This window comes from Terriglobales bacterium (genome assembly GCA_035543055.1).
Lineage (GTDB): Bacteria > Acidobacteriota > Terriglobia > Terriglobales > Acidobacteriaceae > JAIQFD01.
The window spans coordinates 1-13623 of record DATKKJ010000215.1; the positions used below are offsets into that span (position 1 = coordinate 1).

Below are 13623 nucleotides of genomic sequence, written 5' to 3' on the forward strand. Positions count from 1 at the left end.
CAAGGGCGAATTTCCCGACGGCTCGCGGGTGCTGCGCGCCAAGATCGACATGGCGTCGCCCAACATGAATATGCGCGACCCGGTGATGTACCGCATCCTGCACGCCGAGCATCACCGCACCGGCGACAAGTGGTGCATCTACCCAATGTACGACTACGCGCACGGGCAGTCGGATTCCATCGAGCGCGTCACCCACTCCATGTGCACGCTGGAGTTCGCCGACCACCAGCCGCTCTACCGCTGGTACATCGAGAGCATCGGCATCTTCCCCTCGCAACAGATCGAGTTCGACCGCCTGAACCTGACCTACACGTTGCTGAGCAAGCGCCGGCTGCTGCAACTGGTGAACGAGAAGCACGTCAGTGGCTGGGACGACCCGCGCATGCCCACCTTGTCCGGCATCCGGCGGCTGGGCTATACGCCTGAGGCCATTCGCAACTTCGTGTGGTCGGCGGGCGTCTCGCGCACCAACGGCACCACCGACATCGCTATGCTGGAGCACTTCGTTCGCGAGGACCTGAACAAGCGCACGCAGCGGGTGATGGCGGTGCTGCGCCCGCTCAAGCTGGTGATCGACAACTACCCGGATAACCAGGTCGAGGAGATGGAGGCGGTCAACAATCCCGAGGACCCGAGCGCGGGGACGCGCAAGGTGCCGTTCTCCAAGGTGCTGTACATCGAGCAGGAAGACTTCCGCGAAGACCCGCCCAAGGGCTACTTCCGGCTCTCGCCGGGGCGTGAGGTGCGGCTGCGCTACGGCTACTTCGTCACCGCGACGAGCGTGGTGAAGGATGGCAACGGTCGCGTGCTCGAGGTGCACTGCACATACGACCCCGCCACCCGCGGCGGCAACAACCCGCCGGACGGGCGCAAGGTGAAGGCGACCATCCACTGGGTCTCGGCCAGGCACGCCATCGACGCCGAGGTGCGGCTCTACGACAAGCTCTTCAGCAAGCCCGACCCGAACCAGGTCGAGGAGGGCAGGGACTTCACCGCCAACCTGAATCCCGACTCGCTGGAGGTCCTGACCGCGGCCAAGCTGGAGCCGTCGCTGGCGTCGGCCAAGGTCGGCTCGCGATTCCAGTTCGAGCGCCTGGGATATTTCTGCGTGGACCGCGACTCCGCCCCCGGACGGCTGGTCTTCAACCGCACCATCACCCTGAAAGACACCTGGGCGAAGATCGAGAAGAAGGCCGGATAGCCACTTTCCACGGACGCGCACGGAGTCCGTGTGCCGCCGCCCGCCTACTGGCCGAGGATGATCGGCAACCCGCTCTTGCTGCTGCCGATGACAATGACCTTGCTGTTCTTGCTGTCAGCCAGTTTCTCGGTGGCTTCGATGCCCTTCCAGGTCAGCAACTCCGGGCTAATGCCCTGGGCGACGGTGTGCTGGAAGTCGCGGATGCCTTCGGCCTCGATGCGCTTGCGGTCGGCCTCCTGGCGCTCCTTCTGCAGGCGGAACGACATGGCGAGCGACTCCTGCTCGGCCTGCTGCTTGGCCTCGATGGACTGCTTCAGCGCGGCCGGCAGCTGGATGTCGCGCAACAGGATGCTCTCGATGCCGATGCCGCGCTGCTCCAGTTGGCTCTTCATGGAGTTGTAGATCTCGCGGGCGACCTTCTCGCGTTCTCCGCTATAAAGAGCATTCGCGGAGTGGGACGCGGTGGCTTCGCGGATGGCGGCACGCAGGTTCGGCTCGATGACCACCGCGGGGTAATTGGGCCCGATCTTCTGATAGACCTCCGCCGCCTTTTCGGGATTGAGATGGAAGATGAGCGAGGTGTCGAGCGCCATCACCAGGCCTTCGGCGGAGGGCACACTGGCCGATTCCTTGATCTCCTGGGTGCGAACGCTCATCACGTTATTAGACTTGAGCGGGTTGATGAGGTGGATGCCTTCGGGCAGGGTTTCGCCGGTGACGCGGCCGAACAGGGTGAGCACCCCGACATGCCCCGAAGGCACGCTGGTGACTCCGGAGAACACCACCACCAAGACCAAGACAGCGGCCAGCGCCAGGCCGACCGCACGAAGGATGGAAGACCCGCCGACGTCAATGACGCGCTTATCGCCAAAACCATAGTTTGTCATGAGTATCGCCTCCGCGTGGATTGTGCGGCAGAGCCCCAGGGCGGGCAAGGCAATTCAAGAACCTGGATACAGGATCGCCGAGCGGCATTCCTTCATTTCACGCCTTCGACGATGTACAGGTCGCTCAGGGATTTGGAGTAGCCGTAGGCATAGGCCCGGCCATCGTTCGAGATGACGGGAGCGGACACCTGCCGAATGCCGGTCAGATCCGATGGCGAAAAGGTCTTCCACAGCCGCCGCTGGCCGCTGGCGGGGTCCAGGATGAATACTTTGCGCGGCAGCGAATCCGGGCCAGAGATGGGCGTCACATACAGGGATTTCCCGTCTGCTGTCCAAGCGAACACCCATTCGTTGCTATTGACGCCCTTGATGGGACGCATCTCGCCGCCGTCAAGCGGCCAGAACGCCTGACTACCATCCGCCGTCAGTACTGCCGCGAGCTTGCCGTCGGGAGAGAGCACCGTCCCGCGTGTACCTTCGGGAGTAACGGGCCTTGCCTGTCCAGTGTCGACATCCAGCAGGTAATTCCTCGGACCGTGTCCAGCCTCGATGCCGACGAACAGCACACGCTTGCCGTCGGGGAACCAGCGGGGGTCATCATGATCGTCCATCTTGTCGTGGGTGATCTCACGTGGCTCGCCCGCTCCGGTCGGGATCAGGCGCAGGGGATGGCCACTCCCCGGAAGGGCGCTTAACACCCACTTCCCGTCGGGAGAGATCCTGAAAGCCTGGCCTTCACCCAGCCGAACTGCCGGTGAACCGTCGGTGCCGCGAATGTAAATCAGGTAATTGGTCCCGGCGGCGTCGCCCTGCTCTTCCAGCAGGAGGGTCTTGCCGTCGGGAGTGATGTCCCGGACGATGCTCCAGTTGAACCAGGCCAGCTCGCGTTCCCGGGCCTCGCCGGGCGCAACGCCAAGCGCTCCGATGCGCTGGTTCTCCGACCGGACCAGCAACTGGCCCTTGTCATTGACGTCCTCGAGCAGCAGGTTGGAGGGCGCCGAGAGCAACAGGCGCTGTTTGCCCGACAGGGTCACGGCGTAGAGTTGGCGGCTGATGCCGGCCTCGCTGGCCGTGAACCAGATCTCATCGCCGTGCCACACGATCCCCTGCACGCTATTGAAAGCCGGGCCGAGCGTTTGTTTGTGGCCCTGTAGATCGATCACCGCGACCTCGCCGCGGTCGTCGCCCTGGGGCGCCGGGTGGTCCATGAAAGCGATGCGGTCGCCCCTGGGAGAAAACTTCGGGTGACTGACCCATCCCTTGGTTTCGTACAGGACCGTTCCAATCGGATATTCCAGGCGCCAGCTTCCCGTTGCTTCGTTGTAGCGGGTGATCACCATCTGGCTGCCGTCCGGGGAGAACTCGGCGTATTGGACGTCGTCCAGCACAGTACGGGGAGCGCCGCCGCTCAAGGGAACGCGCGCCAGGGTCCCGCGAAAGGCGTACCCGGATACGTAGGCGCGGTGGAGCAGGATCGCCAGTTCTCCATTCTTCGACACCGAGAGCACATCGGCGCCGGAAATGCCGAGTGCGCGGTCGCCCGGGCTGCCTTGTCGTCCGACGTAGAGCTCGGGCAGCTTGCCGTCCCAGGCCGCGGAATAGACCATGTCGCCGTCCGGGGTGAAGCGCGCATCGCCCATCCAGCCCAGGCGGAAGGTGACGGGCTGGAAATGAGGTGGGGTAGCGCGCGAGGCGCGCATGCCCATGGCCAAGCCAAGGGCCAGAGCCGCCGCAGCCGCCAGCACCGCGGCCGCCAGTCTGATCTTCACCCGCGGCCCGAGATCCACCCGGGCTGCCTTGCCGCTGGTGGTGCTGATGCCGGTCAGCGCGTCGAGGGCGAATACGATGTCGTGCGCCGACTGGAAGCGCTCCTCGGGATTCTTTTCCAGGCAGTGGCGGACGATGCGCTCCAGCCCCGGCGGCAGGTTGCGGTTGGTCTCAGTGAGGTCCGGCGGATCCTCTTTGAGGATGGCGCTCATGGTGTCGGCGGCGGTGTCGCCGTGGAAAGCGCGCCTGCCGGAGAGCATCTCGTACAGCACCGCACCCAGCGCGAAGATGTCCGTGCGCTGGTCCACCGGCTTGCCGCGCACCTGCTCCGGCGACATGTAGCCGACCGTGCCCATGACGGTGCCGGGCGAGGTATCGAGCGGGCGCTGGTGGGTGACCGTGGCGGCGGCCGCGGTCGCAGCCGACCCCTGCTTGGCCAGCCCGAAGTCGAGGATCTTCACCCGCCCGTCGCGGGTGAGGAAGATGTTCTCCGGCTTGATGTCGCGATGGGTGATGCCCTTCTCATGGGCCGCGGACAGGCCGCGGCAGATCTGCAAGGCGTAGTCCACCGCTTTGCGGACGGGAAGCGGGCCGCCAGCCAGCCGGTCGCGCAGGGTATCGCCCTCCAGAAGCTCAGTGACCAGGTAGCGGCTACCGTCGAGCGCCCCGGTGTCGTGGATGGAGAGGATGTTGGGATGGTTCAGGGCGGCGATGACGCGGGCTTCCTGCTCGAAGCGGCGCAGGCGGTCTTCATCGCCCGCGACCAAGTCGGGAAGGACCTTGATGGCGACCGCGCGATCGAGCCGCGAATCGCGGGCGCGATACACTTCGCCCATCCCCCCGCTACCGGCAACACCTTGGACTTCGTACGGTCCTAGCTTGGTCCCGGCTGAGATGGGCATGGTGGCGCGCATTATATCCCGCGAATCGCGCCAAGGAGGGCCGGCCGCACTTACCCGAAAATCATGCGATCCCGCGGACCCGCATGAACACTGATTCTGGCGGAATTTTGCACATCGGAAATCGGCGCCAAAGCGCGCGGATGGCGGCTAGCCATCGCTGTTGAAAAATCCGGATGCACCGAAGCGGGTGCATCCACCTGTGGAAGCGCTGCACTCGACTGAAAAGAAGCAAGTTACAACGCAGCGAAAAATCTTGACTTAAGAATCCAGAAGCGTAGAACCACACTCGTTCTTTGACATTTCTTAAGTTTCTCCGGTTGGTGGTGAGTCCGGGGCTGAAGCCGCAGTCACCTCTCTCGCTCTCGAGGCGCATGGGACGGAAGGCTGGCGACGGTCTATAGCGAGCCGCTGGTCGAGGGGAACGGAGAAAATCGTCAAAGGCAAGATAGAGTCCCGAGGCGTTACCCGGTTTTTCCGGTTGGCGGTGAGCCCGGAGCCCGAGCTGAGGCGCAAGCTTCGTAATGATCGCGCCAGCGCGACCCGCAAGGAAGTGCTGGAGGCAGGTCGGCAAGGGTCTACACGCGAACTGCTGGTTGAGAGGAACAGGGTAACAGCACCTCGGGACTCTTAATTTCTTCGCCCGCCAACCCGGCGATTCCCGAAATAGGTTCCCATCGCGTGCGGGCTGCCAGTCTATAATCTGCAGCACGATTTGGGGACGTCGACCCGTCCCTTCCTTTGGGTCGGCAAAAGACACAATGGCATTGGCAGCGGGTTCACGGCTGGGGCCGTACGAGATCGTCGGCGCGCTGGGCGCGGGCGGCATGGGCGAGGTGTACCGTGCGCGCGACACGCGCCTGGAGCGCACCGTGGCGCTAAAGATCTTGGCAGGGGAACTGGCCAGGGATGGGGAGCGACTGCAGCGTTTCGAACAGGAGGCGCGTGCCGCTTCCGCTCTCAACCACGCAAATATCGTCACCCTCTTCGACGTCGGTCGGGACAACGGGACGGCATATCTCGCCATGGAGCTGGTGGAGGGGAGATCGCTGCGCGAGCTGGTGGGGGCTGCGCTGCCAGTGAAGCGAGCGCTCTCCATTGCGGCCCAGATCGCGGACGGATTGGCGAAGGCGCACGCGGCCGGCATTGTGCACCGCGACCTGAAGCCGGAAAACGTCATGGTGACCTCGGACGGCACGGCAAAGGTGCTCGACTTTGGGCTGGCCAAGTTGGTTCCCACTGTCGGATCAGGATCCGGGATGAGCGCGACCGCGGCGGTGCCGGCCACGCATCCGGGTATGGTGCTGGGAACCATCGGGTATATGTCACCGGAGCAGGCGCGTGGGGCAACGGTGGATTTTCGCAGTGACCAGTTCGCGCTGGGCGCGGTGCTATACGAGATGCTGACGGGGAAGCGGCCGTTCCAGCGGGAGAGTTCGGCGCAGATCATGGCGGCGATCATCGAAGATGAGCCCGCGCCCATCACCGAGCTGAACCCGAAGGTGCCGACGCCGGTGCGCTGGATCGTCGAGCGCTGCCTGGCCAAGGAGCCGGAAGAGCGCTACGCCTCGACCCGTGACCTGGCGCGCGACCTGCAGCGGGTGCGGGATCACTTGTCCGAGGCAGCGACCTCTTCGACGTCCATCCATGCGCCGCGGGCGAAAACCTCCGCGCGAGCGAAGACTGCGATGTGGGCAGCAGCGGTACTTGCGGCGGCAGCTATCGCTTTCGCGGCAGGTTCGCGATGGAACGGGGAGGGTGCAGCGCAAGTGCCCGTGTACCGCGCGGCGTTGATGCCACCCCCTGGGCACTCCTTCGACGCTTACGATTTCTCCATCTCGCCGGATGGAACCAAGCTGGCGTACACGGCCACTAGTGCCGATGGGGTCACGACGCTCTGGGTGAAGTCGCTGCAGTCCGGATCCGACCAGGAGTTGTCGGGCACAGAGTCAGCGGGGTTTCCGTTCTGGTCGCCGGACGGGAGGCAGCTTGGGTTCTTCACACCCGGCAAGCTGAAGAAGGTGGAGCTGGCGACGGGCGCGGTGCAGACGGTCTGTGACGCCATGCGCGGGCGCGGCGGTACCTGGAGTCCGAACGGAACCATTATCTTCTCGCCGATGGTGGGAGTGGCGCTGGAGCGCGTGCCGGCCACGGGCGGCACGCCGGCCCCAGCCACGGTCGTGCCCCAAGGCATGAGCGAAAGCCACCGCTGGCCGAGGTTCCTTCCCGACGGCCGTCACTTCTTCTTCTTCGTGGACTTTTCAGAAACACGCGATGGCCTGTACGTTGGTTCGCTGGAGAGCAGCGAAACGAAGTTGATATCGAAGCAGATCCGTGGAAACGTGGAGTTCGGCGCCGGGCACTTGCTGTTCGTGCGCGATGACTCGTTGTACGCCCAGAGATTCGACACGGAGCGGTTGGAACTGACAGGAGCGCCTGTTCCCATCGTGAACCAGGAACTAGAGCAGGATACAGGCTTCTCCAGGGCGGGGTTCACGGTGAGCGCCACCGGCGCTCTCGTGTACCAGTCGCGGCGGTCGTACAGTTCGCGACTGACGTGGTTTGACCGCTCGGGAAAGGAACTGGGTTCAGTCGGCGAGCGGGGCGCGTTACAACCCTCGTTGTCGCCGGACGGCCGTTTCCTTACGGCCATCTTGGACTCAGAAAACAACGGCCGTTACCGGGTACAGGTGGTGGACCTGGCGCGGGGCACGTCCACTTCGATCACGCCGGCGAGTGACCAGATCGGGGGCGCGACGTGGTCGCCGGATGGGACAGAGGTCGCATACAGCGCGTCAATGTACACGGAGAAAGGCCGAACCTCGGAGCTCCGGCGGGTCCCGGCCGACGGGAGCGGCGGCGGCAAGGTCCTGTTTCGGGCGGCACGCCTGCTGGTGACCGACTGGTCGCGGAACGGACGTTACCTGGCCTTCATGAACTTTGAGAAGGGCCCACCGGAACTGTGGATCTACGATCTGGAGACGGGTCAGGCATCGGGGGTGGGGTTCCAATCGGCCGAGGGCCAGTTCTCACCCGACGGGCGCTGGTTGGCGCATAACGTCGGGGCGCGCGATTCCCGGGCGCAGGTCTTCGTTCGGTCGTTCCCGGGACTGACTTCGCGGGTGCAGATCTCCACCGCCGGCGGCAGCCAGTCGCGCTGGCGGCCAGACGGAAAAGAGCTGTACTACATCGCGGACGACAAGCGCCTGATGGCGGTCGCGGTCAAGGTTGGGCCGAAGGGGTTGGAGGCCAGCCCGCCCACCCCGCTGTTCCAGACGCGGATCCACAGCGCACGCTACGCCCTGTTCCAGTACGCGGCGTCGGCCGACGGGCAGCGTTTCCTGGTCAATTCTCTGCCCCGTGAAGACGCAGCCGCTCCCATGATGCTATTGACCGATTGGACTTCGGAGATCCGCCGATGAGCCTGACAGCCGGCACGAAGCTGGGGCCGTACGAGATCCAGGACGCGTTGGGCGCCGGGGGCATGGGGGAGGTGTTCCGCGCGCGCGACAGCAAGCTGGAACGCGCCGTCGCCATCAAGGTCCTGGGAGCGCATTACTCCTCCGACCCCGAACGTCTGCAACGCTTCGAGCAGGAAGCGCGCGCTGCCTCGGGCCTGAATCATCCCAACATCATCACCATCCACGACATCGGCCGGCAGGACGGCACCGCGTACCTGGCCATGGAGTTCGTCGAAGGCAAGACGCTGCGCGAGCTGCTGGAGGCAGGGCCGATCCCGCTGAAGAAGACCTTGTCCATTGCCGCCCAGGTGGCGGACGGCCTGGCTAAAGCGCACGCGGCCGGCATCGTGCATCGCGACCTCAAGCCGGAGAACGTCATGGTGACCGGCGACGGGTTAGTGAAGGTGCTGGATTTCGGGCTGGCCAAACTGGCCGCTTTGCCTGCGGAGACGGGTGGTGCTGCCGCCACGGTGGTCATGCCGGCTACGACCCCCGGGGTAGTGCTGGGCACGGTCGGGTACATGTCGCCGGAGCAGGCGCGCGGCACGGCGGTGGACTTCCGCAGCGACCAGTTCTCGCTGGGCACGCTGCTCTACGAAATGCTCACCGGCAAGCGTCCGTTCCAGCGCGAGAGCTCGGCCCAGACCATGGCGGCGATCATCGAGGACGACCCGCCGCCGATCGCGGAGCTCAATCCCAAGGCTCCGGCGCCAGTGCGCTGGATCGTGGAGCGCTGCCTGGCCAAGGAGCCGGACGAGCGTTACGCCTCCACCCGCGACCTGGCGCGCGACCTGCAACGTGTGCGCGACCATCTTTCCGAAGCGAGCAGCGGATCGGTGCTGGGGATCGCGGCCCCGGCAACCACCACGGCGCGGAAGCTACCGGTGATGTTGGCCGCCGTGGCGGTAGCGGCACTGGCGCTCGGGTTGGTAGCTGGGGCGTCTCTCTTCCGCTCGAAACCGGTGGAGCCGCCGGTCCTGGAGAACCTGACCTTCTCGGGGGCCGACTGGGACCCTGCCGCTTCTCCCGATGGGCGTTCCGTCGTCTTCGGCTCGGGGCGCGACGGCAAGGAACGCATCTGGTTGAAGCAGCTCGGCAGTGGTGGGGAGGTTCCCATCACGCAAGGACCTGATCACACCGCGCGCATGTCGCCCGATGGCTCCATGATCGTGTTCAGTCATGTCGAGGGCGGCAAATCCTGGATCTGCCGCTCAGCCGTGGTCGGGGGTGAGATGCGCCGGTTGGCCGAGGGCCGCGCGCCCGACTGGTCTCCCGATGGCAAGCAGATCGCCTTTGTCCGCGAGGCGTCGATCTGGACGGTTTCGCCCGACGGGAGCGGCGCGCGTGAGCTGCATCGGATGGAATCGGCGAATACGGTGGTGCGTGCTCTGCGTTGGTCTCCGAACGGGCAATGGATCGCCATCGAGTCGGTGGCAGGGGGCATCAGCGCCGAGAACATCACCTTCTCCGTGCTCAGTCCCGATGGGAAGCAGTTCGTGGAGGTGAAGCCGGCCTTCCCCGGCGGCGACACCTCCTCCGTCAGTTGGATCGCAAACGACGAGGTGATTTACGCGCGCAGCGCCTCAGTGAGCAGCATCGGCGCCGTGAACACCAGTGCCAGCCGGCTCATCCGCCAGAAGGTCCCCAGCGGTCCCGCGAGCATCCTGATGTGGCTTCCCGGGGGCGCCGGTGTCGTCGAACCGCTTGCCCCCGGGCGGTTGGTGATGGACAGCACCATGAGCCGCGAGAATGTGCGCGAGGTCTCGCTGGACAAGGGGCCAAAGAAGACCGCCGCGGACCGCTGGCTGACCCACGGCAGCAGCGTCGATCGCCAGCCCTACTACTCGCCCGACGGCAATTGGGTGGTCTTCGCCTCGAACCGCAGCGGCAACCTGGATATCTGGGAGATCTCCTCTCGCGACGGCACGGTGCGCCGCCTGACCGACGACCCGGCCGACGACTGGGACCCCGGATTCACCCCGGACGGCAAGCTGCTGTGGACCTCGCACCGCACTGGCACCTTCGAGATCTGGATGGCGGAGGCCGATGGTAGCGGCGCCCACCAGGTGAGCCACGACGGGGTGGATGCCGAGAACCCAACGGCGACCGCCGATGGCTGGGTCATCTACAACTCCGGTAATCCGAAGCAGCGCGGATTGTGGAAGGTGCGTCCCGACGGCAGCGATGCCAAGCTGCTTGTTCCCGGGGTCACCAACTGGCCGGACGCTTCGCCCGATGGGCGCTATGTGCTGGCCACCAGCAACAACGAGAGGGTCATCATGGTCTATCGCGTCTCCGATGGCGCTGAGGTGGCGAAAATCCCGGTCAAGAGCGCCGATCCTGCACCGGTCGGCAATGGCCGGGCGAGGTGGATGCCGGACGGCAAGTCGATCGCATTCGTGGCTGCTGACGCCAACGGCGTGGCCACCATCTACGCCCAGGATTTTGCCCCCGGCCAAGATACGGCAAGCACTCGCCGCATCCTGGTGAGCGATCCCGACCGTCCTCCCGAGACTTTCGGGATCTCTCGTGATGGCAAGCGCCTGGTGTACGGTGTGATCGACGTCCAATCGAACCTCCTCACAGTAAGCGGCGTCGGGGGAATCACAAGGTAGATTCCCATGCCCCTGACTGCAGGCACCAAACTCGGGCCGTACGAGATCCAAAGCGCGGTAGGCGCGGGCGGCATGGGCGAGGTGTATCGCGCCCGCGACAGCCGCCTGGACCGCACTGTCGCCATCAAGATCCTCACCAGCCAGCAGGCGCTGCCGGAGATGCGCGAGCGCTTCGAGCAGGAGGCGCGCACCATCTCCAACCTCTCCCACCCGCACATCTGCACCCTCCACGACGTCGGGCGCTACGAAGAGACCGACTTCCTGGTCATGGAGTATCTGGAAGGCGAGACCTTGGAGAAGCGGCTGGAGCGCGGGCCGCTGCCGGCGGAGCAGGTGCTGAAGGCCGCCATCGAGATTGCCGACGCCCTGGGCGCGGCCCACCGGCAGGGCGTCGTCCATCGCGACCTCAAGCCGGCAAACGTCATGCTGACCAGGTCCGGCGCCAAGCTGATGGATTTCGGCCTGGCCAAGCTGCGCAAGGACCAGGTGCCGGCGGTCGCGGCGCTGGCGGAGATGGCGACGGCGGCCACCAAGAAGCTCACCACCGAAGGCATGATCGTCGGCACTTTCCAGTACATGGCGCCCGAGCAGCTGGAGGGCAGCGAAGCCGACGCCCGCAGCGACATCTTTGCCCTCGGCGAAGTGATCTACGAGATGGCCACGGGCAAGCCGGCCTTCAGCGGCCGCACCAAGGCCAGCCTGATTGCCGCCATCCTGTCGTCGGAGCCCAAGCCCATCAGCGAGGTCGCACCCATGACTCCGCCGGCCTTGGACCGCGTGATCCGCACCTGCCTGGCGAAAGACCCCGACGAGCGCTGGCAGACGGCGCACGATCTCCGCCTGCAACTGCAATGGATCCTGGAAGCTGGCTCCAAGGCCGGAGTGCCGGCCCCGGTCGCGGCCAGGAAGCGGAACCGCGAGCGCCTGCTGGCGGTGGTGGCGGCGGTCGCGCTACTGGCAGCGGTGGGACTGGGCCTGGCCTACTGGAAGGCCTTGCGACCGGCGCTGGTCGTCCGCGCGGAGCTGATCCCACCGGAGAACGGGCACTTCAATTTCTTTGGCGACAACGCGGGCCCGCCCGTGATGTCGCCCGACGGCACGCGCGTAGTCATGTCCATCATCGGAGAGGGCAAGACGCGGCTTTACCTGCGCCCTCTACGCAGTTCCGGCTTCCAGCCGCTGGCTGGCACCGAGAATGCGACCTTCCCCTTCTGGTCGCCGGACAGCCAGTGGGTAGGGTTCTTCGCTGACGGCAGGCTAAAGAAGATCAATGTCAGTGGGGGAGCTCCCATCACTCTGGGCGAAGCGAGTGACTCCCGCGGTGGCGCCTGGGGAGCGGACGACACTATTATCTTTGCGCCCCGGTTCCGAGGCGGCCTGGAGCGAGTGTCGGCCAACGGCGGCACGGTCACCAAGGTCACCGAGCCCGACAACGTCAAATACAGCACCTACCGGTGGCCGGCCATGTTGCCCGATGGCAAGCACTTCCTGTACCTGGCGGCCAACCATGCAAGTCCGGAATCGGAAGACACAGGGGTCTTCTTCGGCTCGCTCGACGGCAAGGAGAACGTAAGGCTGGTCCACACCCATTCGAATGCGCTTTATGTGCCAGGATACCTGCTCTACCTGGCGGATACTTCCCTGATGGCGCAAGCCTTCGATCCCTCGAGGGGGAAGCTCACCGGGCAGCCCATTTCGATCGCTGATGGCGTGGCGGTGGACACCGGAGTGTGGCGCATGAGCGCCACCGCATCGGCCAATGGCATCCTGCTGTTTCAACCAGGAGCCCCGGTCGGCGGCCGACAGCTGTTCTGGTACGACCGCGGCGGGAGGCAGATCGGCAAGGTCGGTGAGCCCGATCAAGCCCTCCAGGTCCAGCTGGCACCCGACCAGAAGAAGCTGGCAGTCATCATCGGCGACCCGCAGGGCGCGGTGTGGATCTACGACCTGCAAAAGAATACACGCACCCGCCTGACCTTCACCCCCGGGGCGGTGGCCGGCTTCGCCTGGTCGCCCGACGGGAAGAAGATCGCCTTCAGCAGCAACAGCGGTAAGAATGGCCGGTTCCAGATCTTCGTTCAGCCTTCCGACGGGTCGGGTACGGCGAAACCAATCCTGGTGGAGGCGACCACCGACCAGATCGTGATGGATTGGTCGCCCGACGGGAAGTACCTCTTGTATGTGGAAGGTCGTTCCGGCAATCAAAAGCTGATGGCCGTCGCCGTGGATGAGACCGCAAAGCCCTCTCCGGCGACCAATGAGAACGACCTTACCTTCGACGGACAGTTCTCACCCAATGGCCGCTGGATCGCATATTCCATTTACTCCGCAGGCCACACCGATCTCTTTGTCTCTCCCTTTCCCCCGACCGGAGCGAAATACCAGGTGTCGCAGAATGGCGGTTCGCGGCCGCGGTGGAGGCGTGACGGCAAGGAATTGTTCTACTTTCCGCCGGGCGACATCCAGTTCCTCGCCACCGAGGTGGATGGCAGTGGGAACACGTTCCAGATGGGACGGACGCAACCGCTCTTCCGCGCCAACCTTATAGGGGCCGGATGGCTCTACGATGTTGCCCGGGATGGACAGCGCTTCATCGTCGAGGTGGCAGCGGCCCAGAGCGATTATCCCCTCACCCTGGTGGTGAACTGGACCGAAGAGCTGAAGAAAAAATAGCAGCTAGTAGCTGGTAGTTAGTAGCTCGACAAAGCTGCCGACTGCTGCCTGCGCTATTTCTTTTCGTAGCTCTTCCACTCCGCTTCGGTCATGGGCTTGTGGCCCACCGCCTGGGCGATG

6 protein-coding genes are annotated in these 13623 nt (G+C 65.0%); 4 read left to right on the plus strand and 2 right to left on the minus strand.

Going from position 1 to position 13623, the window contains the following annotated elements:
- The coding region (gene glnS, locus VMS96_14150; GenBank protein ID HVP44569.1) for a glutamine--tRNA ligase at positions 1-1201 on the plus strand (1201 nt) is incomplete at its 5' end.
- Between the two features lie 44 nt (positions 1202-1245).
- On the opposite strand, the gene VMS96_14155 is transcribed toward glnS, so the two are convergent.
- Together VMS96_14155 and VMS96_14160 are read right to left on the minus strand one after the other, a co-directional pair.
- Entirely contained in the window at positions 1246-2088 is an 843-nt protein-coding gene (locus VMS96_14155; GenBank protein ID HVP44570.1) for a prohibitin family protein, read from the minus strand.
- Positions 2089-2180: 92 nt separating this feature from the next.
- Positions 2181-4769 (minus strand): protein kinase, encoded by a 2589-nt coding sequence (locus tag VMS96_14160; GenBank protein ID HVP44571.1) that lies wholly within the window; start codon positions 4767-4769, stop codon positions 2181-2183.
- A 746-nt stretch (positions 4770-5515) separates the two neighbouring features.
- Here VMS96_14160 and VMS96_14165 point away from each other — a divergent pair.
- The 3 genes from VMS96_14165 to VMS96_14175 are packed head-to-tail and all read left to right on the plus strand — an operon-like array spanning position 5516 to position 13503.
- Positions 5516-8176, plus strand: coding sequence for a protein kinase (locus VMS96_14165; protein HVP44572.1), 2661 nt, complete (start codon positions 5516-5518; stop codon positions 8174-8176).
- Positions 8173-10830, plus strand: a complete 2658-nt coding sequence (locus tag VMS96_14170) for a protein kinase (GenBank protein ID HVP44573.1) — start codon at positions 8173-8175, stop codon at positions 10828-10830. Before VMS96_14165 ends, VMS96_14170 begins: the two co-directional genes overlap by 4 nt.
- A gap of 6 nt (positions 10831-10836) precedes the next feature.
- Positions 10837-13503, plus strand: a complete 2667-nt coding sequence (locus VMS96_14175; protein HVP44574.1) for a protein kinase — start codon at positions 10837-10839, stop codon at positions 13501-13503.
- Positions 13504-13623: the final 120 nt, after the last annotated feature.